Here is a 20,402-nt window from a genome sequence, read left to right on the forward strand (position 1 = left end):
ATGCGACGCTCGTTAGATCCCGGCAGCCACAAGGACATTCTCGCGGTGGCTTCTGATGTCCCCGAATAGGGCGGCATCACTCGTGGCGCGTCGGAAGTACAGGTGGGCCGGATGTTCCCAGGTGAATCCGATGCCGCCATGAAGGTGGATGTTCTCGCGGGCGCAGTCCTGGAAGGTGCGGGTGCACACGACTGCAGCCATCGAAGCCGCCATCGGCAGCTGTTCGGATTCTTCGTGCAGTGCCCATACCGCGTGGACCGTGGCGGAGCGGGCGTCGTCGGTGGCGATGGCCAGGTCTGCGCAGCGATGCTTGATCGCCTGGAAAGAGCCGATCTCGCGGCCGAACTGCACGCGAACCTTCACGTAGTCGACCGCCATGCGCAAGGCTTCCTCCGCGCCGCCCAGTTGTTCGCACGCCACCGCGACCGTCAGAAGGTTCTGCAGATCGGGGAGGAACGTGTCCGAAATACCCGGCGCTCCCACGGGGCGCGCCGTCGCCCCCTTGAAGTCAAGCCGGGCGAAGGACCGGGTGAGATCCATGGATTCCTGGACGGTGCACCTGACCTGGGGATCGTCGGTGTCGACGACGAACAGCCGCGCGCCGTCGGTGGTGCGGGCTCGAACGAACACCCACCCAGCGGTGGCGCCATCGAGCACGAACGAGGTGAAACCCGTGACCGTCCAGGTTCCGTCGGCCTGTGCCGCTGACTCGAGGTCTTCGGGCACGGTACCGTCGTCGCGGAGTGCGCCGAGTGCGCCGAGTGCGCCGAGTGCGCCGAGTGCGCCGAGTGCGCCGAGTGCGCCGAGTGCGCCGAGTGCGCCGAGTGCGCCGAGTGCGCCGAGTGCGCCGAGTGCAACTGTCGCCGTCCGCGATCCCTCGAGCAACGCTGGAAGCATTTCCGCTCGCGCCTTTTCGTCGCCGGCCCGAGCGAGTAGACCCTGAGCGAGAACGACCGAGCTGAGGATCGGCAGGGGCGAGAGCACCCGTCCCGCTTCCTCGAGCACGATCGCCAGGCCTGCGACACCGATTCCGGCACCGCCCAGTTCTTCAGGTTCCGCGACGCCGGCGAGCCCGAGTTCCTCGCACGCACGGGCCCATCGTGCCGGGTCCCAACGGGGTTGGCCCTCGGGCGCTGTGGTGATGTCGTCTTCGTCGAGGAAGTCTCGGAGTACCTTTCGGAGGTCAGCGAGATCGTCGTCCGCTCGTAGGATCATCGGTTCGCCTCTCTCAGTTGGGCGCGGGCGTGGAGTTCGTCTCGCAGGGCGCGCCGGAGCAGCTTTCCGGTCTCGTTGAACGGCAACTCTGTCCATTGGTGGATTTGTGCCGGCACCCGGGTCGACCGCAGTCGCTCCCGGACCCACTGCTGCAAATCGGATTCCAGAATCCCTGTATCGGACGCGGCAACGACGACCGCTTCGACTCGCTCGCCCCACTCGGGGTCGGCGACACCGACGACCGCGGCTTCGGCGACCGTCGGGTGTGTGGTGAGAACGTCTTCGATTTCACCGGGGGAAATGTTCTCGCCTCCGCGGACGATCACATCGTCGGCGCGTCCGTCGAGGAACAGATACCCGTCGGAATCGAGCCGGCCACGGTCCCGCGTCGGATACCAACCGTCGGCGTCGAGTGCGCTGTGGGAGGTGTACTCGCCGGCGACCTGCTCGCCTCTGACGACGACTTCCCCGTACTCCCCGGCCGGGACCGGTGTCCCGGTGTGGTCTCGAATTTCCACCTCGACCGAGGGCAGGGGTCGGCCGACCGATCCCAGGCGTGCCCGGATCTGGGGAAGGTTGCTCGAGAGCGCGGCACGGTGGTCTTCCGGGCCGAGCACCGCGATCGTCGAGCTCGTCTCGGTCAGCCCGTAGGCGTTGACGAAGTCGACATGGGGAAGCAGTTTCATCGCTTTTTCGACGGTCGGCTGCGGCATCCGGCCCCCGCCGTAGGACAGGGTACGCAACGTCGGCAACCGGGTGCCGGTTGCTTCGAGAACATCGAGGATTCGGCCCAGCATCGTCGGAACCACCATGGCTTGGGTGACGCGCTCCACTGCAACGAGTTCCACCCAACCCTCGGGCGAGAATGACTGCAGTTGCACCATGCGACGTCCCGCGTAAACGGAGCTGAGCACCGAGCTGATACCGGCGATGTGATAGTTCGGCACCGAAATCAGGATTGCCTCGTCCTCGTCCGCGTCCGCGAACTCGACGGTGCCGACGATGTAGTTCGTCATATGCCGGTGCCGCAGGACCGCCGCTTTCGGTGCACCGGTGGTTCCACTAGTGAACAGCAGCACCGCCGGGTCGTCCGGGTCCACGAAAGGTAGATCCGGGTGAGCCGTACCCATGGATGCGGCCTGCAGGATGTCTTCGGTTCGCCGGAACACCACGTCGTCTCGAGCCGTCAGCCGACCGGCCGCGTCCTCGCCGACCACGACCGTTGCCGGTGCGAGTCGTGCAACCGCCTGGTCGAGCTGATCGTCGGGGAGCCGATAGTTCAGCGGTGCGAGAGGAACTCCGGCGGCGGCCGCCCCGAAGAGAAGAACCGGAACTACCGGACCATTCAGGTCCAGTAGTGCCACGTGTGCGTGGTCCGAAGCTGTCAACTCGGTGGCGAGAGTGCGTGCCCGGTCGAGCAGCTGGCCATATGTGATCCCCCCGTCGCGCGGCCCGACCGCGACTCGGTCGGATGCGTTTTCTGCCGCCATCTCAAGGAGCATCGAAAGGTTCATCAATCTCTCCTTAGTCCGACGACGGAAGCTGTTTCGCGGACTTGAGCGTGAGCGGGCGGCCGTCGACGGTCAGTGATCCCACACCGGCCTTGACGCACAACACCTCGAGCCCGGTGCTCTGGTCCTCGTAGCGCTTGCCGACCTGCGTACCGTCGGCCAGACCGGCAGCGGGCTGACCGGTGCCGTCGGCGGGGTCTGCTGCATCGACCATCGGCTGTCCGCCGCATTCGATGACCAGCTCACCCGCCGGCCGTACGATGACCACGGTCGTATTGCACACGGTGCTACGAAGCTTGGTTCCCGGTTTCATGTCGTCTTCCTTCTCGGTGCTGAGGAACGGGTGTGAGGTTTTCAGCTCAGGACGAGTTCGTCGTCCACGAACAGGTCCCGGAACTTCGCCAGTGCCTGCTCCCGCCGCGCCGGCAGGTGACCGGAGGGGAAGAGGCCGGCCGCGGGTTCGACGCCGCGCAGCAACTGCTTGGCGACCTGGATCTTGTGGAGCTCGGTGGCGCCGTCCGCGAGTGCCATGTGGAAGCTCTCCATCACCCAGCTACCGAACGGCATCTCGGTGGAGATTCCGAGGGAGCCGTGGATTTGGATGGCGCGGCCGGCAACGTCGAGCAGCACCTTCGGCATCGCGGCCTTGACGGCGGAGATGTCGATGACGACCTTGCGGTAGTCGTTGTACTTGTCGATCTTCCATGCCGTCTGCAGCACCAGCAGACGAAACTGCTGAAGCTGGATCCAGGAATCGGCGATCATCTCCTGGACAAGCTGGTGATCGGCGAGGGTGCCGCCGCGGCTCTGCCGCGACACGGCGCGCTCACACATCATGTCCAGGGACTGCTGGACGAGTCCGACGGTTCGCATCGCATGGTGGATCCGGCCGCCGCCGAGCCGCGTCTGGGCCACAGCGAAGCCCTCACCGCGCTCGCCGAGCAGGTGGTCCTTCGGGACGCGCACGTCGGTGTAGCGGATGTAGGCGTGCGTACCACCGAGACTCTCGTGCCCGGCCACCGCCACGTTACGGATGATCTCGATACCAGGGGTGTCCGCCGGGACAACGAACATCGATGCTCGGTGATGTCGGTCGGCATCGGGGTCGGTGACCGCCATCACGATGAAGAACGATGCAAAGTTGGCGTGCGAGGAAAACCACTTCTCCCCGTTGATCACCCATTCGTCTCCCACCAACTCGGCACGGGTGGTGAACGCGGTCGGGTCCGAGCCTCCCCTGGGTTCGGTCATCGAGTACGCGGAGACGATCTCGTTCTCGAGCAGCGGCGCGAGATAACGCTCCTTCAGCTCGTCGCTGCCGTAATGCGCCAGGATTTCCGCATTACCCGAATCCGGTGCATGGCAGCCGAACACGACCGGTCCGCTGTGGGTGCGGCCGAGCTTCTCGTTGAGCAGCGCGAGCTTGAGCTGGCCGTACCCGGGGCCGCCGAGGTCTGGACCGAGGTGGCACGCCCACAGCTTGCGCTCCCGGACCTGCCCCTGAAGCGGCTTGATCAGCGAATTGCGAATCGGGTCATTGACGTTCCACGCATGCTCGACGACGCGGTCGACCGGTTCGATCTCGGTGGTGACGAATTCGTCGACCCACTCGAGGTCCTTGCGGTACTCGTCGTCGGGTTCGAATCCCCAGCTCATTGCCATGTTTTTCTCCATAATCAGCGTGTGAGGACGGTGCAGGCACTGATGCCTGGGGCGCCGTAGACGTGGGTGAAGGCGGCGCGGGGTGAGTTCGGAACCTGCCGCTCACCGGCGTCACCGCGCAACTGCAGGACGTTCTCGTAGACCTGGCGTAGCCCGGTCGCGCCAATAGGTTCGCCGTTCGCGAGCACGCCGCCGTCGGTGTTGATCGGCAGCCGGCCATCGATTTCGGTGGCACCGGATCCGATCAGGATGCCCTGCTCACCGTGCTCGCACAGTCCGGTCTCGGCCATGTGCATGATCTCGGCTCCGGACTCGGTGTCCTGGATCTGCGCCAGATCGATCTCGCGCGGTTCGATTCCGGCGGATTCGAAGGCAGCCGTGGCCGCCTCGACGCTGGGGCCGTCCGAAACGGTCGGTGAGGTCCAGGGACTGTACACCTCGAAGGAACCGAAGCGGCGCGAGCGGAATTCACAGGACCGCAGGTAAACCGGCGTAGAGGTGTACTGCTTGGCGCGATCCGCCCTCGCGAGGATCAGCGCCACGGCACCCTCGCCCGGCGAGCAGAACATGTATTGCGTGAGCGGATAGCTGATCATCGGTGCGCCGGCGATCTCCTCGACCGATAGGGGCTTGCGCCGCCACGCGTTCGGATTGCGTGATCCGTTCCGGAACGCCTTCGCAGCCACCTCGGCGAGGGTCGCGTGCTCGATGCCGTGCATGCGCATGTAGCGCTGGATCTTCATGGCGAAAAACTGCGTGGTGACCATCATTCCGGTCTCGCCGTACCACGATCCGAGCCCTAGGTTTTCCGGATCCTCGTTGAATGCCCCCGGGGGATGCTTGTCGAAGCCGACCACCATGCCCACGTCGTATGCACCGGACAGGATCGCATGGCGCGCCGAGGTGAGCGCCGAGCCTCCGGTACCGCATCCGTTCGACACATTGATGAACGGAAGACCGGTCATGCCGAGGTCCGACACCAAGGTGTCCGCGTCTCCAGCGGAATAACTTCCCCCGTAGGCGAATCCGATGTCCTTCCACTCCACGCCAGCATCCGCGAGAGCCTGACGGGCCGCGTAGACGCCCTGCGTCCGCCCGCTCACCCCCGGGGTACGGCCGAACGGATGGATTCCGATTCCGACGATGGCCACATCGTTCGAGTTCATCGAGGCTCCTCGTTCTGCGTCTCGACGGGGGCGAAGGCGAAGGTGAGCACCGTCGTACCGTCCGGATCGGTGAACGCGGGAATCAGTCGGAGTCCGTAGCGGTCCCCGTTGCGCAGCCTGCGTGGATCGTTCTCTGTCAGGATGGATTCGACCAGGACGTCGCCGAGGTCGACGTATCCGACCCCGTAGGGAGTGAACGGGCCTTCGTCGGAGCGGTACGGCGGTTTCGGTTCGAACCCCTGCACGGTGAACGCCCACAGGCTGCCTTCACGCGGAAGCTCGTGGGGGCGGGTATTCGTGCGGCTGCAGCGCGGGCACGCATCGCGGAAAGGGAAGGTCACCGTCGCGCAGTCCTCGCATCGGCTTCCGCACAGTGCAGGGGCGACGTCAGTGTCGATGTCGGTGGTGAACAACGTCCGGTCGATCAATCGAGACGGCATCGCTTTCGATCCTTCCTATTCGAGTGCGCATGCGGCACAGACTTCGTCGCCGCGGAGGTCAGGCCTTCGGTGCGACGCTCGCAGTACGACGTCGATGTGATGGGGCTGCCGTGCGGGTCCCCCCACATTATTCCTCATGAGGAACTTTGGCAAGAGTATTCGTGCGGGCCGCGACGTCGACGGCGCGCATACCCGTCAGCGCCGGCTTTCCCGCCAAGAGGTCGTCCGATCAGTGCGCTGCTCTGTGGGCAGACCGAGCATGCGCTCGGCGATGATGTTCCGCTGGATCTCGTCCGAGCCCCCGGCAATGCGGTAGCCCGGTACGCCGAGCACGTGCTGCCCCCAGGCGAAAGTGCCCCATTCGCCCGAGTCGACGGCCAGGCGGGGTCCCAGTGCGGCGGTGACGAAGTCAGAGATTCCCAGCATCCGACGGACCCATTGCATCTTGCGGACCGATCCGATTGCCCCGAGGGGGTGACCCTGACTCCTGGTCTGCTCGTCCCGGGCATGTGCGATTTCACCGAGCTTGTGTGCGATGACCACATCGGCAAGCTGCTGCCTCAGGACGGGGTCGCCATCTGCCTGGGTGAACGCGGCCAGCCCCACCGCCTGCAACCAACTGCCGCCGACACCGGCGGTCGACGAGCTGGCGCCCCGCTCGAAGCCGAGAGTCGTCAACGCCACCTTCCAACCGGCCCCCACATCGCCGAGTCGCAACCTGTCCGGAATCCGCACCTCGTCGAAGAAGACCTCGTTGAAACTGGTGCCGCCCGACATCTGGCGCAACGGTCGAATCGCAATCCCGGGCGAGTCCATCGGAACGAGAAATGCCGTCATCCCCCGGTGCTTGGGAACGTCCGGATCCGTCCGAGCAATGAGCTCTCCCCACTGCGCGAACTGCGCACCCGAAGTCCACACCTTTTGACCGCTGATCACCCAGTCGTCGCCGTCTCGCACTGCGCGGGTTCCTAGCGACGCCAGATCCGATCCCGCCCCGGGTTCGGAGAACAACTGACACCCCAGCTCACGTCCACTCAGAAACGAACGGATGAATCGCTGCCTCTGCTCATCCGTCCCCAACAAACGGATCGTGGGCGCGATCAAATGGAGGGTGACCGACAGCAGTTCGTGGGCGCCACCGGTGTCGAATGCCTGTTCTTCGACGGTGAATGCGTCCTCGAACTCCGGTGACAACCCCCGACCACCGAACTCCTCGGACCACGTCAGGGCCCCATACCCGGACTCGAACTTCGTCCGCTGCCAGTTCCGGAGCCGATCAAGGAGCGCCTTCTCCTCCTCGAAGGGCAGATTGTGGAACACGGAGACATCGTCCGAGCCGCGCCCCCAGACCGGAGCACCGTCATCCGTACCGGCCCGTGCAAGACCGGACTCGGCCAACCAGGACCGCGCCTCGTTGCGGAATTCTTCCAAGCTCGGACTCTGCATCCGATCCACCTCCTTCGAGCCCACGGCTCGTGCTGAATCTTCGGACATGCCGCTCTTTACCCCCGATGCCGGAGCGGATCACGGCGTCAACAGGTCCAACGCGCGACGGGCCAGTGGTGCAACCGCGGCGCCGCGCTCACCCATCCGTGGATCGGTCGTCTCTCCGCGGACGTAGCGGGCGTACAGCTGCTGCAGGATCACGACGGTCTTCCAGCAACCGAAGGCCTCATACCACCCGATCTCATCCAGATCGAGTGTGCTGCGTTGCGCGTACCTGTCCACCACTGCCTGCCTCGGCGGCAGCCCGAGGGCATGCATACCGGGCACCGCGATGAACGCCGCATCGGAAGAGGGATCGACCGTGGAGTCGGGCCAGTAGTTCAGCAGGGTGCCCAGATCGACGAGGGTGTCGCCGACCGTGGCCATGTCCCAGTCGAACACCGAGGTCACCCGATTGGGATCGTCCGCTGCGAACTGACAGTTGTCGACCTTGTAGTCGTTGTGCACGATGCCGGCGCGCTGGCTGACCGGCTTGCGGGCCACCAACCGGGCGGCGACGTCGCGCACCAACGTGACCGTGTCCACCTCGCCGACCTCGGCCTCGGCTGCTGCCCATCGCTTCTGCCATCCGCGCAGCTGACGATCGAGATATCCCTCGGGGCGGCCCAGATCACCCAGACCGACCGTGTCCGGGTCCACCTCGTGCAGGTCGGCCAACGCGTCGATCACCGCGAGGCCGATCCGCTCACCGGCATCGTCGAGATGCCGCATGGATTCGGGCACGGCATCCCACACGACGACACCGTCTCGATACTCGTTGACGAAGAACTCCGCCCCGATCACTTCCGGATCGGCGCAGTGCAACAGGGCTCGGGGAGCGCGAGGATATCGCGCGTACAACCGCGACAGCACCCTGAACTCCCGCGCCATGTCGTGCGCTCCGGGTGCCAACGTGCCGAACGGTGGCCGACGCACCACTACCGGCGTATCGCCGAACATCACCCGGTACGTCAGGTTCGCCGAACCGCGAGGGAACTGCAGTACCGAGAACTCACCGTCCAGGTCCGGAAGATGCGCCCGCAGATACTTTTCAAGACGATCCCAGTCCAGGCCCTCGCCGGCGCGAACCGGCGCGAGCTCCGAACGGGGTTCGGAGTTTTCGGTGGAAGTCACTGAATGTTCTCCCTTGTCAAGGCAGCATCCTGCGATACTGCACACCAACGGAAGCGTCCGAGCATGAATCCGCTCCTGGGGTTGTAGAAGTACCAGTCAATTTGCGACCGTCGTTGGCAACGAAAGAGAACCTGTCGTCATGGCGTCCGGCTTCACGCCCCGTCCACGACCTCGACGAAGTCGACATCGGCCGTTCATTACCCGATCTGCCGTCCAGCGGACCACGGGCTCGTGCACGGTGTCGGGTCACGGACCGGAACGGGAGGCACAACGGTTCTAAGCGCTGCACATGCCATGCGGAAGAAACACCGGTTTCCCTTCCTGGCCACTCCAGAGATCCTCGAAGTGCGCCTCCAGCAACGCCTGTTCGTCGATCTCGGCACGGCCCGGCGAGTACCTGATCGTCCGGACATCAGGGCCGTCCCCTGCATCGACACGATCGTGTGGAGCACTGCTGTCGTCTCACACAGTAGCGGTAATTGCTCATGAGGTAAAGGCCCATTCTGACCCATCGCGTCAGGGCGGCCAGCCCAGCCGAGCCGACCCAACTCAGACACCGACCGACCGAACGCACTTGGCCGCAACCCAGATCTGCCGCATCGAATGCCCGTGGCGGCGGGTAGCACCATCCCGGCCGCGCCGAGCCGCCCGCCCGGCACGACCGCCGCCGGGACACCCAGCCGGCACAGGGTGAGTTGTTCCGCAGCGATACGGCGCCGCCCGGCTCGGATCGACCACCCGATTCGACCGAAGGAGACGTCAGTGTCATGGGGTGACATCACCGACAGTGGTCAGCCAGCGAGGGCCTGTTGCCTGACCGGAAAATAACGTGGTGAGTGGGCAGGCGACAGCACCCGGCGGAGCTTGCGGAGCCGGGTCATGTTGTAAGGCTGTGTATTTGGCTATGCGGCGGGTTCGAGGGTGACGTGGTAGCCCATTGCGGTGAGTTGGGCGATGTGGTTACGCATCCTGCGTTCGGTGTTGATGCGGCTGATGTGATAGTCGGCGCCGAGGTCGCAGAAGCGGGCAAACGGGTCGGTGAGCAGGTGCCAGATGATGACGAGGAGGGAACGGGCGACCGCGACCAGGGCTTTGAGCTTGCCACGGTGTTTGACGAGGCGTCGGTAGCGTTCGCCGAGGAAGGTGTCGGTTTTGGCGGCCACGGCGGCGGCCTCGCCGAGTGCGCCCTTGAGGTACGGGTTGCCCTTGCCGGTCTTGCCGCCATGGGTGACGGGCCCGGACTGGACGGTGCGCGGGCAGAGTTTCGCCCACGAGACCAGGTGCGCGGCGGTGGGGAACTGGGTCATGTCCAGGCCTATTTCGGCGAGGATGCTCTGCGCCCCGGCCCGGCCGATGCCGGGGATTTCGGCGAGGCGTTCGACCGTGCTCGGCCCGGTGGTGGCCGCGGTTTCGTCGGTGACGCCCCCACCGTCCGCGTCGGCCTGCGCCAGCAGGTGGTCGATGCGGGTGGTGAGGGTGCCGATCTGACCGGACAGCGTGTCGATCTGATCGAGCAGCATCCGGGCCAGTTCGCCGTGGTGGTCGTCGAAGCGGCCGTGGAGCGCCTTGATCAGTGCCGGTCGTTTGGTCTTCATCCGGCCCCGGGCCAGGTCGGCGAGCCGCCGCGGATCACGCTCGCCCGCGATCAACGCCTCGATCATGTCCCGTGCCGACAGCGTGTCCAGGGTGGACGCCACGGTCGACACCTTGATCAACGCGTCCTCGAGCAGTTTCTCGAGCCGCTGCCAGTAGCGGGTGCGTTCCCGGGTTAGATCGACCCGCAGCCGGGTGTAGTCCCGCAGCCGCCGGATCGGTGCCGGCGGCACGAACGAGGGCCGCAGCAGCCCCTTCTCGGTGAGCTTGGCCAGCCACACCGAGTCGAGCTTGTCGGTTTTGGGCCGCCCGGGCACGTTCTTCACGTCGCGGGCGTTGACCAGCTGCACGTCCAGGCCGGCCGCTTCGAGCAGGTAGTACCAGATCCGCCAGTAATCGGAGGTGGACTCGACGGTGACCTTCTCGATCTCCAACTCCACCAGCTGTTCGGCGAGGTCGGTGACCGCGCCGGTGGTGGCCTCCACGTCCCACACCTTGCTGACCCGTCGACGCTGCCGCGGGGTCCGCACGCACACCTTGCCCGATGCCTTGGCCACGTCGATGGCGCACACCTGCTCGATCACCAGTTCGTGATCGGCGTCGGGAATTTCTTCCGGCGTCGGTCCGTGTATCGGTTTCGCTCTCACTGCACTTGTCCTCCCATCGAGTCCACACATCTCACGGGGGCCGCCCGGGGGCCTCGGTCAAGGGAACCGAAATTCTGACCGGCGTGCTCGAAGCAACAGTGCGTGACCCTTCGAAGGTCGGGCCCCGGCGCCAGGCTCATGTGCGGGCTGGCAGCCCAAGGAAACGTCGGCGTCGGACAGGCGACCCAATGCCATTTTCACGCCTGCGAGGCGTCCCGGGAACGGAACGGGGGGCTCATGTCAAGATGCCCGCGAAGTCTGATTCGTTGACTCATCGAGAAGTGCCCGCGTGAGAGGGGCTCTCCTCGTGGGTGTGTTCTTGGCGGTGGCGAGGGCGATGAGCTCGGTGGTCAATGCCTGGATCTGACGCTGGACGGCGGCGGGGTTGATGGTGGAGTACGTGTCGGCGAGGATGGCCTTGTCCTCTCCGGTGACGGCCTCGTGCTGGTCTGTACGCCGATGCGGAGTGGTGGCGATGTCGTACTTTCTTGGTCACCTTCGCGCCGTCACGTTCTTTCGACACCAGTTTCTGCTGTGGGTAGAAGTAGTTCGTTAGCTGCGACTGCAGAACCCAGGTCTGATTGAGCAGCAACAACTCTGCAGAGGTGTCATAGCGGAGATAGCCGACGATGGTGCGTACTACGGCCCAGTTCTTCTGCTCGACGTGTGCCCCGTCGTTGGAGTTTCCGGGACGCGAGCGGGTGAAGGTGATCTGCTGTCTGTTGCACCAGTCGAGCAGGTGGTGGTTGATGAACTCGCTGCCGTTGTCGGAGTCGACGCCGAGGAGTGGGAACGGCATGATGGCAGCGATCTCGTCGAGTGCGGCGATGACCCATTTGCGGGCCTTGTTGCGCACACTGCGGTTCTCGGTCCAACCGGTGGCGATGTCGGTGACCGTCAGCGTGTAAGCGTGCTCACCGACGGCGTTGCCGCCCTCGTGGCCGACCAGGTCGATCTCGGGCGTTCCCCGGCGCCGCATCATCCCACTGCGCCCAGGTGCGGATCGGGATCTGGGACTTGAGCAGGGAACCGGGCTTGGTATGTGATCGGCCCTTGAGTTCATGGTTCTTGCGTTCGGGCGCCAGCCGTCGGTCGATGGTGGCTGCAGACATGCCGACCAGCAACAGTGCGGTAGCGTCGTCGATGTCGAGTTCACCGAACGCACGCAGAATGGGCACGAGGTCGGGCAGTGCCGGTGCAAGCCGCTTCCCGGCAGGCATCCCCAGCACCGCCCAGCAGAAGATCAACGCTGCAACAACGTTCGGCCCGTACGTCGGTGGGCGCCCGGTTCGGGGACGGACCACCTTCGGAATCAACGCTGCCCGCAATGCCTTGCGGGCGTGGTCGCGATGCCAGCCGGTCGTGGCGCACAGTTCGTCGAGGATCTTCGCTTTGCCCGGCTTGTCGGCGCGCTTGTAGCGGGTCGCGATCGCCGTGGTGACGGCTCTGCGTTCAGCCATGGTCAGTCCCATCCTCCGGCCCTACCCTCGACCACCACACCGACGTGATCGACACGCCGCTAGCGTTCTCACGTGAGGCAACGAAGGGGCTTACGCGGGCATTTTGGATGAGTCAACGCGGAGGGTGTACACGCTCGCATCAACACTATAAGCTCATGATCTTATCAACGATGTCACTATCACCAGTTGCAGCGGGGTTTTTACGAAAATGCATACTGCCCAGGGACTACCGGTCATTTACAATCCAGGGTTCAAGCGCTTGGATGGCATTCGAAGCGCAAGCGCGCGGCCGCCCAAGGCCTCGGAGGTCGCGGCATCTCGGATTGTCAACGACATCGTCAGCCAGGGACTCCAGGTGAACGACCGACTTCCGGGTGAGGCCGAAATGCTTGCCGCGTATGGGGTTAGTCGTGAGACGCTTCGGGAGGCCCTCCGCATCCTCGAAGTACAAGGGATGATCGCGATAAAGCGAGGACCTGGCGGCGGCCCGATCGTGACTGCACTCAATGCCTACTACCTGGCTCGCACCGCCACAATGTATTTCATGCTGGCCGGCGCGACGTACAACGAACTCTTCGAAGCCTGGGAAGTCCTTGAACCACCGATGTCGGCCAAGGTTGCACGGCTGAGTGATTCGCAGATGAAAAAGGAGGCGTTCGAGGCCGCCGAGATGGCGACCGAAATGTCCTCCGGCGACGAGGCACTCTTCACCGCGGTGAACGACTTCCACGCAGTGATAGCACAGCTGAGTGGAAACCGGGTGCTGATGCTACTCACCCAAGCCGTGAACCACATCGTGGTGGACCACATCCTCGAGTCTGGTGAGCTGATGGCCGAATCGGATATCTCACACGCCCATGCGGGCATTACCGAGGCGATTATTGCCGGATGGCCACGTCGGGCATCCCAGCTGATGCGCGACCACATCGAGGAGGTTGTTGCCTTCGTCCGCTCCCGCCACCCGGAACGGATGGATGACGTCATTCAGTGGCGCTGAGGACGCGCACGCTGTTTGCGCCAGAACCAACGCTATAATTGGCCCTCTAAGGGGAGAAGACCTGATTCCGGTCCTCTCCCCTCAGTGTGCTCATCCGCCGATGTACTCACGCAACTCCCTGAGCAGACCACCGTCACCGGTACGCCCCACAACACAGGCATGGCGGACCTTGACCCCACTGCCCGGGAGCGACGAATGGACTTCGTGTTCCTCGACGAACCCGCCCTCGAAAATCTCACGTCGGACCGCGGAATAGCGGTGCCGCGAGGCATCCGGCGACCGACTGTCGAGTTGCTCAGCAACCGACTCCGCAGATCGCCTGTCACCCCCGTTCTTGATGGTTACGCCGCCCTTCTCGAAGCACGCGAGGAATGTATCTGAATCGCCTCGCTCGATCGCGCCGAACAAAATGTCGGCAAGCTCGGTCAGCTTCTTTTCGGCATCCATCGTGTTCATTCCCTCCCGGTGGTGTGGATACGCCCCGTGGGGACGCCGGAAAGCATCCCCACGGGGCATCGTCAGTGAGTGATCGGACTGCTGTTACCCGTTTGCTTCGTCCAGTCTTCGCTGCAGACTCGGAGTCAGCTTCTTCATTTCAGCGATCTCGAGGACACCGGTTCCGACGCGGCCGCCACATTCGAACATCGCGAACCCGTTGCTGGTGAACCATCCCCCGTGGTGACTGCTGATCTGCGAGCTGACACAGTTGCCGGTGATGTGGTAGGCATCGCCGGGTTGCGTCCAGATGTACGTGTCGCAGCCTTCCACGCTGAATCCGTCGTCGCCGACCCGGCCACCGAAGGAAACCCGTGTTACCTGCTTGAACTCGCCGTCGAACACGTATCCGAAGGCGCGCACACCCGCATCGGTTGCGAAAGTACCTGCAGCACAGTAGAAATCCTCCGAAAATTGTGCCTGAATCCACCGGTGCGCACCGACGGTGTCCCAGTCTCGGATGCCCCAGGAGTGGTCCTGGAAAGCCCAACCGGACACGTCCACGGACTCACCGTTCCGGGTCAGCGTTCCGGATGCTCGACCGAAGGTTTCGTAGTGGTTCGCCCCCACCTCGGCACCCTGTCCGTCGAGCTGCACCGAGATCGCCTCCGTGAAAGCCTCGTAGACGATATCGATGCTGGTCCCAGTGCTCGGGTACTCGCTGGCTAATCGATACTTCTTCAGTGGCTCCAACGTCTCGATCGTCATGTTGCCGAGCTCGAATTTCGAGATGTCCTGATCCGGAATCGGCAATGTCAAGGCGTTGAAGTGGCCTGCCGGACGGCCGTTGACCGTCACCCAATCCCACACATCGGCCCGCCCGCGGGGGCGCTGGAGACCGAAGTGGTGCGAGCCGCCGGTGTTGTTCGATGGGTCGAACCAGTAGAGAACCCAGCTCTCCTGCCAGCGCTCATCGACACTGTCCGGATGGTGGGAGCCGTCGTCTGCGGGATCGACCGTGCGTAGTCTCATGATATTGCCCCTCTGGTTACGGCGGCTGCGATCACGCGTTTGCCACCTCGAGCAGTTCCACCACTCCGCTCGTGCCGTTGATGCGGATACGTGCTCCGTCCTGGATGAGCTGGGTCGCTCCGACGATCTGCACAGCCGGGATGCCGTGCTCGCGGGAGAGGCACGCGCCGTGTGCGAGCATTCCGCCGGTCTCGATCACGAGTCCACTGATCACACTGAACACCGGAGACCAGCCGGGATCTGTTGCGTTGCAGATCAACACGTCGCCCTGTTCGAGTGAGCCGATCTCGCTCATGCTCGCCAACACGCGAGCTCGTCCCTCGATCTGGCCGGCGGAGGTGCCGACACCCGTCATGGTCCCGACCCCGGGCTCGGCTGCGGGGAGCGCATCCTCGACCAGGGTCTCTCCTCGCATGAAGGTCGGCGGAGTGAACTTCCGAGACTCGAACATGTCGAAGTCACGACGACGTGCGGTGACCTTGGCCTGTACCAGCGGCTTCTGTGCGGTGCCCCGCAGGACCTCGAACAACTCGGTCTCGCCGAGGAAGAAGGCGTCGTCCTCGCTGTCGAGGCGGCCTCGCTCGACACAGCGACGCGCAACCTCCAGGAATGCTTTGCGCTTCGCGTACGTGATGCGGTCGATGAAGTGGCGCCAGTCATCTCGAAGGACCAGGAAGTCGATGATCTGGCTCTGCAAGAGGGTGAAGAGCTGTTGCTTGAGCGCTCCCATCGTCCCCCGGCCCAGGCTCTCGAGGACCTCTGCCTCAGCCGCCAGGCGCTTGTCCCGGACCCGTGTTTCCAGCTCTGCCGGCGGTGTCGATTCGGGTGCTGCCAGATGAACCTTGAAGGCTTCGTAGTCGACAGCAGGGTCATCGCCGCGCCGTTTGAAGATCAAGTCGCGGTCAGGGTGTCCGCGGTGTCCGTGCTCGGTGATGAACTCTGCGTAGCGGTCAAGGAACTTTCGTCCCTCGTCGTTGTCTTCCAACTCCTTGAAGAACGCGGCTCCCTGGTGCTGCTTGAACATCGCAGAAAGCTTCTCGGAGTTGCGGATCGCCGAGGTGAGCGCGAAGAAGGCACGGTTCTCGACGTTCTGGAGTGTGGTCGGCAAACCGCTGATCAGCTGCTGCCCCAGGAGCTCGTTCGTGCCGGTGTAGTACTTCGCCACGAGCGCACCCTGCAGGGAGAAGAACATCGACATCGCGGTGTAGGCACCGAACCACAGGGGGTCCATGAAGTCGATCGCATACTGCTGGAGACCGCGCTGATACTTGTCCAGCTCGTCATCGGAGAGTCTCTCGAGTTCGGCCTCCGACAGCCCATTTGCCTTGGCAACCGCTTCCTTGTTGAAGAGATAGTCGTTACGGATGACCTTCTTCCACCGCGACAACGAGTACACGGGCGAGACGCTGAAACTGACCATGGCCTTCAGCCAGCGCACCACGTCCAATGGCTCGTTGAACATGGCCTCATGCATGTCCAGCGGCACGATGTTCGCTCCCGCGGGCCGCGCGAACTTCGGCAGCACATAGCGAAGACGCTTCTCGTCGAGGTCGACATTCCAGTAGACGGTGCCGTGCTTGTACTTGTACAGGCGCTGACCGAGGAGATCTTGGAATCCGGCACGCACGTTCATGTTGTCGTAGCCGACCTGGGTCTCACGGGCGCGCACTGAGTAGAACAGCGGGGTAACACCACCGGTCCAGTATTGCTCGGCATATTTGAAGGTCCACAGCGTATCCGGGTCCTCCGGACCGTTCTGCCAGTCGTTGAAGCCTTCCGGCCAGGTGAAGTTGTGGGCAGTGATCGGGCGAGTCTGCAGGAGGTAGAACTCACCATCGACGTATGCCCACTCGATGTCCTGAGGAAGACCGCCGTAGTGCTCCATGACCTTGCGGCCGAGATCGGCGAGTTCGGCGACCTGGCGGTCGGTCAGGCTGAGTCTCTCCGCGTCTTCCTCGGACACCGGAAGGGTGACCGTGCCGCTCGGTTTGTCCGGCGCCCTGACGATCTTCTCCTTCTTGTTGCCGACGTTCGCCTGCTTGAGGTTGAGGGTTGCGGCATCGATGGTGAACTCGTCCGGGTTGATGATTCCGGACACAATCGCCTCACCGAGTCCGTAGGCCGCGTTGATCACGAGTTCGTCGGTGCGATTGTTCAGCGGGTTGGCCGTGAACATCACGCCGCTCACATCGGCCTCGACCATGGTCTGGACGACAATCGCGATGCTGGCCTCTCGATGGTCGAACCCGTAGTCTTCGCGGTAAGCGACTGCGCGTGCCGTCCACATCGACGCCCAACAGCGACGAACCGCATCTAGGACGTTGTCGATTCCTCGGATGTCGAGGTAGGTATCGTGCATGCCGGCGAAACTGGCCGAGGCGGTGTCTTCGGCCGTGCCGGACGAACGAACAGCGACGTAGATCTCATCGCCCAGTTCGGTGTAGGCACGTGCGATCTCATCGGCAAGTGCTGCAGGTATCTCCACCGAAGTGATGACGTCACGGATCTCGGTAGCCGTCTTCTCGAGCTGGTTGAGATTCTTGTGATCGAGCCCGTCCAGGATCGCGAAGATCTTGTCGGTGGTTCCGCTCTCGGCGAGGGTGTTGGTGTACGCCTCGGTACTCACCGTGAAGCCGTTGGGCACGCGGAAACCCGCACTCGCGAGCTCACCGAGGTTTACTCCCTTACCGCCGACCAACCGCGCGTCCGTTGCGCCAGAGTCGGCAAATCGGATGGCTGTACTCACGTGTGCTCCGTTCCCTTAGTGCTGACGGGTGTGACCCCCGCCATAGTCGCAATCATGCAGAGCAATACGCCGACTGTCAAGGGTTCCTCAGTATGATTTACGACCATCAGGCAATCAGCCCGTTGCCCACCTCTCGGTAATTCATAAGGAATGCAACGGTTTTCGCGTACAGTCAGCCGAGTGCCGAACTCGCCCGCCCAAGGGCCGAGATATTCCTCATAAGGAAACTTGACTGTCGACGTAACCTAGCCTTGTATGGACTAATGACCGCGACACTCTCATGTTGGATCGCACGACACATGTCAACACTGGAGGTATTCATGCGCACCCCGTCAGTCCGCACTCCGAGCCGGGTGGGTGGTTGAGATGTCATCCAGTTCCCTGTCGGGCGTCCCGAACTTCCGGTCCCTCGGCGGCCTCCCCACGACCGACGGCCGCCAGGTCAAGGAAGGCGTCTTATACCGGTCGGAGACCCTCGCCGAACTCGACCAGACCGCACAGGAACAGCTGGCAGCGCTCGGCATCCGTAGTGTCTGCGACCTGCGCAGTGACGGAGAGCGCAAACTGCACCCCCTCATCTGGCCGGGCGATCAGCCGAGTCTCGTTCCGGTGGAGACCTTGCCCGACACCCGTGTGGCCGGCAAGGACCTCATCTACAGAATCATGAGCGATGTCGAGGGCGAGTATCTCGTTGGCGTCCTGAGGGGAAATGCCGCGGATATGCCGGGTGCCTTCTCCAACAGTATGAAGGTGCTCTACGACTCGATCGTCGACGACGAGCAGCTTCCGCTGCTCGTGAAGTGTGTGGCCGGTAAGGACCGTACCGGTTTCGTCATCGCCAACATCCTCCGAGCGCTGGATGTGGAGTGGGACGCGATCGTCGCAGACTACCTGGCCTCCAAGGAGCACATCGACAAGGACCGACTGCACAAGTCGATGATGGAGTACCTCGACGAACCTCCTGGCAGCGTTCTGTCGGCCGAGCGACTCGTTGACCTGGGCAGCCGGCCGGAGTACCTCGAAGCGTCGTTCGAGGCGATCGATCGCGAATTCGGTTCTTACGAAAAGTACCTCGTCGAAATCTGCAGATTGACTCCAGAACGCCGCACTCGCCTGAAGGACCTGATGCTCGACTGAAATCGGCACCGACCAACGATTTGACCCCCGATCCCGTACCGGGATCGGGGGTCAAATCGGCACTGGAGGTTTGGGACGGTGCGAGACGTCCCGCGGCCGTTGACAGCTGTCATGCTCTCTTATTGACACCCCGGGTGATGGTCGCAGCCGACTCCACAATTTCCTTGGGGAGCTCGTAGCTCGGATCAATGGCGATCGTCTGCGGGCGCAGGTACTCCTCCAGGCCCGCCGGCCCGTGCTCACGCCCGATCCCGGACTTCTTGATGCCGCCGAACGCCGCGTTGAAGTCGGCCGAGTAGGAGTTCACCGCGAAGGTTCCGGTGTGGATTCGCTGTGCGATTTTGAAACCATAAGCCACGTCGGCGGTGAACACCGATCCCGAGAGTCCGTACTTCGTGTTGTTCGCGATCGCTACGGCTTCGTCCTCGTCGTCGTATGGTATGACCGCGACAACGGGGCCGAACACCTCTTCTTGTGCGATCTCCATATCAGGAGTCACGTTCGTCAGCAGGGTCGGCTCGACGTACCAGCCGTCGGTCAAACCCTCCGGGACGCCTCCTCCGTACTCGATGGTTGCGCCGTCGTTGACCGCGCGCTTGATGAAGCCGAGAATATTCTCACGGTGCGTTTCGGTGATCACCGGCCCGATGTCGGTCTGCGGGTCGTGCGGATCGCCGGTCTTCAACTTCGCCATTGCGCTGACAAGCTTCTCGACGAGTTCGTCGTGCTTGGCACGGGGAACCAGGATGCGGGTCTGGGCAGTACAGCTCTGCCCACTGCTGGGAACAACGCTGACTGTCACCAGCGTCGGCGCGAACTTCTCGAGATCGGCGTCATCGAGAACGATTGCCGACGCCTTGCCGCCCAGCTCGAGTACAACGGGGCGGATCCGTGCTCCACAGGCTTCACCGATCTTCGAGCCCACGCCTAACGAGCCGGTGAAGCTGACCATATCCACATCGTCGTGTGTGACGAGGTGGTGTGATGCCTCAGCGCCGCCGGCGACGATGTTGATGACTCCTGGAGGGAAGCCGACCTCCTTGATGAGTTCGCCCATTGCGAAGACCGCGAGCGGGTTGGGCTCCGGCACCTTGATGACCACAGTGCAGCCGGCCACGATCGCGGGAGCGACCTTCTGGGCGGTGCCGGGCATCGAGAAATTGAACGCGACGAGGGTCGCGACGACACCAACGGGTCTCTTGACGGTGAGGCTCTGCGTTTTGAACGGCATGACCATCCCGCCCGCGGAGCCACCGGCCAACGGCCCCAGATCGGCGGTACGTACCTCGGTGAACGGGTACTCGCGACCGACCGCGGCGTTGTAGTTCCAATGCAGTGTCGGTGCGACAGCCTGGTAGACATCCGCCAGCTGTCGAGTACATCCGAGTTCGTCGATGAGCAGGTCGGCGATCTCGTCCTTGTGCTCGTAGAGCTTCGCGGCCAGGGCTTCACAGAGCTGCGCCCGCTTCTCCACGGGTAGCGTGGGCCAGTCCGTTTCGTGGAAGGCCTTGCGCGCTGCTTCCACGGCCGCATCGACGTCCGAGGTGCTGGCCGACGGTACGTGACCGATGACCTTCCCGGTGGACGGCGAGACCACCGACATCCTCTCGTTCGAGGCAGCAGCACGCCACTCGCCGTCGATGAAGAATTCGTCATATTCTCGTTTGAGCTGCATTACTTTCACTCCTGTTTCAACGGTCTCCGAGTGCCACATGCTGTGGCGCACCATCACGGCGCATCGT

General features: G+C 63.5%; 15 protein-coding genes and 1 pseudogene. 2 read left to right on the top strand and 14 right to left on the bottom strand.

The window, feature by feature from the left end:
• Nucleotides 1–12: 12 nt before the first annotated feature.
• The 10 genes and pseudogenes from CJ177_RS42150 to CJ177_RS42195 all read right to left on the bottom strand — a co-directional run bounded on the left by CJ177_RS42150 (nucleotide 13) and on the right by CJ177_RS42195 (nucleotide 12,325).
• Entirely contained in the window at nucleotides 13–1,215 is a 1,203-nt protein-coding gene (locus CJ177_RS42150) for an acyl-CoA dehydrogenase family protein (protein WP_179443418.1), read from the bottom strand.
• On the bottom strand, nucleotides 1,212–2,729 hold the full coding sequence (locus CJ177_RS42155) for a class I adenylate-forming enzyme family protein (protein ID WP_095870567.1): 1,518 nt from the start codon (nucleotides 2,727–2,729) through the stop codon (nucleotides 1,212–1,214). The genes CJ177_RS42150 and CJ177_RS42155 overlap by 4 nt, the downstream gene beginning before the upstream one ends.
• A 10-nt stretch (nucleotides 2,730–2,739) precedes the next feature.
• The gene (locus CJ177_RS42160) at nucleotides 2,740–3,039 is read right to left on the bottom strand and encodes a hypothetical protein (protein WP_095870568.1); all 300 of its coding nucleotides are present in this window, start codon (nucleotides 3,037–3,039) and stop codon (nucleotides 2,740–2,742) included.
• A 41-nt stretch (nucleotides 3,040–3,080) separates the two neighbouring features.
• Nucleotides 3,081–4,382 (bottom strand): acyl-CoA dehydrogenase family protein, encoded by a 1,302-nt coding sequence (locus CJ177_RS42165; RefSeq protein ID WP_095870569.1) that lies wholly within the window; start codon nucleotides 4,380–4,382, stop codon nucleotides 3,081–3,083.
• Nucleotides 4,383–4,402: 20 nt separating this feature from the next.
• Entirely contained in the window at nucleotides 4,403–5,554 is a 1,152-nt protein-coding gene (locus CJ177_RS42170) for a thiolase family protein (protein ID WP_095870570.1), read from the bottom strand.
• Complete coding sequence (locus tag CJ177_RS42175; RefSeq protein WP_095870571.1) at nucleotides 5,551–5,994, bottom strand: Zn-ribbon domain-containing OB-fold protein; 444 nt, start codon at nucleotides 5,992–5,994, stop codon at nucleotides 5,551–5,553. The genes CJ177_RS42170 and CJ177_RS42175 overlap by 4 nt, the downstream gene beginning before the upstream one ends.
• A gap of 195 nt (nucleotides 5,995–6,189) precedes the next feature.
• Complete coding sequence (locus CJ177_RS42180; RefSeq protein WP_095870704.1) at nucleotides 6,190–7,440, bottom strand: acyl-CoA dehydrogenase family protein; 1,251 nt, start codon at nucleotides 7,438–7,440, stop codon at nucleotides 6,190–6,192.
• Nucleotides 7,441–7,518: 78 nt separating this feature from the next.
• Nucleotides 7,519–8,613, bottom strand: a complete 1,095-nt coding sequence (locus CJ177_RS42185; protein WP_095870572.1) for a phosphotransferase family protein — start codon at nucleotides 8,611–8,613, stop codon at nucleotides 7,519–7,521.
• Nucleotides 8,614–9,515: 902 nt separating this feature from the next.
• Nucleotides 9,516–10,853, bottom strand: a complete 1,338-nt coding sequence (locus tag CJ177_RS42190; RefSeq protein ID WP_257014955.1) for an IS110 family transposase — start codon at nucleotides 10,851–10,853, stop codon at nucleotides 9,516–9,518.
• Nucleotides 10,854–11,093: 240 nt separating this feature from the next.
• Nucleotides 11,094–12,325 (bottom strand): annotated as a pseudogene (locus tag CJ177_RS42195) (transposase family protein).
• Between the two features lie 196 nt (nucleotides 12,326–12,521).
• On the opposite strand from CJ177_RS42195, the gene CJ177_RS42200 reads away from it, so the two are divergent.
• Complete coding sequence (locus CJ177_RS42200; RefSeq protein ID WP_095870574.1) at nucleotides 12,522–13,310, top strand: FadR/GntR family transcriptional regulator; 789 nt, start codon at nucleotides 12,522–12,524, stop codon at nucleotides 13,308–13,310.
• A gap of 90 nt (nucleotides 13,311–13,400) precedes the next feature.
• Here CJ177_RS42200 and CJ177_RS42205 read toward each other — a convergent pair whose 3' ends face one another.
• The 3 genes from CJ177_RS42205 to CJ177_RS42215 all read right to left on the bottom strand — a co-directional run bounded on the left by CJ177_RS42205 (nucleotide 13,401) and on the right by CJ177_RS42215 (nucleotide 17,523).
• Nucleotides 13,401–13,757, bottom strand: a complete 357-nt coding sequence (locus CJ177_RS42205) for a hypothetical protein (RefSeq protein ID WP_095870575.1) — start codon at nucleotides 13,755–13,757, stop codon at nucleotides 13,401–13,403.
• A 93-nt stretch (nucleotides 13,758–13,850) separates the two neighbouring features.
• Nucleotides 13,851–14,777 (bottom strand): hypothetical protein, encoded by a 927-nt coding sequence (locus CJ177_RS42210; RefSeq protein WP_095870576.1) that lies wholly within the window; start codon nucleotides 14,775–14,777, stop codon nucleotides 13,851–13,853.
• A 31-nt stretch (nucleotides 14,778–14,808) separates the two neighbouring features.
• Nucleotides 14,809–17,523, bottom strand: coding sequence for a PEP/pyruvate-binding domain-containing protein (locus CJ177_RS42215; protein ID WP_095870577.1), 2,715 nt, complete (start codon nucleotides 17,521–17,523; stop codon nucleotides 14,809–14,811).
• A 366-nt stretch (nucleotides 17,524–17,889) separates the two neighbouring features.
• On the opposite strand from CJ177_RS42215, the gene CJ177_RS42220 reads away from it, so the two are divergent.
• Entirely contained in the window at nucleotides 17,890–18,660 is a 771-nt protein-coding gene (locus CJ177_RS42220) for a tyrosine-protein phosphatase (protein ID WP_095870578.1), read from the top strand.
• Between the two features lie 109 nt (nucleotides 18,661–18,769).
• Here CJ177_RS42220 and CJ177_RS42225 read toward each other — a convergent pair whose 3' ends face one another.
• Nucleotides 18,770–20,335: an aldehyde dehydrogenase gene (locus CJ177_RS42225; protein ID WP_095870579.1), complete on the bottom strand. Its 1,566-nt coding sequence runs from the start codon at nucleotides 20,333–20,335 to the stop codon at nucleotides 18,770–18,772.
• Nucleotides 20,336–20,402: the final 67 nt, after the last annotated feature.

This window comes from Rhodococcus sp. ACPA1 (assembly GCF_002300195.1).
In the GTDB taxonomy this organism is placed as follows: Bacteria; Actinomycetota; Actinomycetes; order Mycobacteriales; family Mycobacteriaceae; genus Rhodococcus_F; species Rhodococcus_F opacus.

Excerpts from the sequence above, each read along its gene's own strand:
- CJ177_RS42150 (WP_179443418.1), bottom strand. The coding sequence starts at position 1,215 with ATGATCCTACGAGCGGACGACGATCTCGCTGACCTCCGAAAGGTACTC.
- CJ177_RS42155 (WP_095870567.1), bottom strand. The coding sequence starts at position 2,729 with ATGAACCTTTCGATGCTCCTTGAGATGGCGGCAGAAAACGCATCCGAC.
- CJ177_RS42160 (WP_095870568.1), bottom strand. The coding sequence starts at position 3,039 with ATGAAACCGGGAACCAAGCTTCGTAGCACCGTGTGCAATACGACCGTG.
- CJ177_RS42165 (WP_095870569.1), bottom strand. The coding sequence starts at position 4,382 with ATGAGCTGGGGATTCGAACCCGACGACGAGTACCGCAAGGACCTCGAG.
- CJ177_RS42170 (WP_095870570.1), bottom strand. The coding sequence starts at position 5,554 with ATGAACTCGAACGATGTGGCCATCGTCGGAATCGGAATCCATCCGTTC.
- CJ177_RS42175 (WP_095870571.1), bottom strand. The coding sequence starts at position 5,994 with ATGCCGTCTCGATTGATCGACCGGACGTTGTTCACCACCGACATCGAC.
- CJ177_RS42180 (WP_095870704.1), bottom strand. The coding sequence starts at position 7,440 with ATGCAGAGTCCGAGCTTGGAAGAATTCCGCAACGAGGCGCGGTCCTGG.
- CJ177_RS42200 (WP_095870574.1), top strand. The coding sequence starts at position 12,522 with ATGCATACTGCCCAGGGACTACCGGTCATTTACAATCCAGGGTTCAAG.
- CJ177_RS42205 (WP_095870575.1), bottom strand. The coding sequence starts at position 13,757 with ATGGATGCCGAAAAGAAGCTGACCGAGCTTGCCGACATTTTGTTCGGC.
- CJ177_RS42210 (WP_095870576.1), bottom strand. The coding sequence starts at position 14,777 with ATGAGACTACGCACGGTCGATCCCGCAGACGACGGCTCCCACCATCCG.
- CJ177_RS42220 (WP_095870578.1), top strand. The coding sequence starts at position 17,890 with ATGTCATCCAGTTCCCTGTCGGGCGTCCCGAACTTCCGGTCCCTCGGC.
- CJ177_RS42225 (WP_095870579.1), bottom strand. The coding sequence starts at position 20,335 with ATGCAGCTCAAACGAGAATATGACGAATTCTTCATCGACGGCGAGTGG.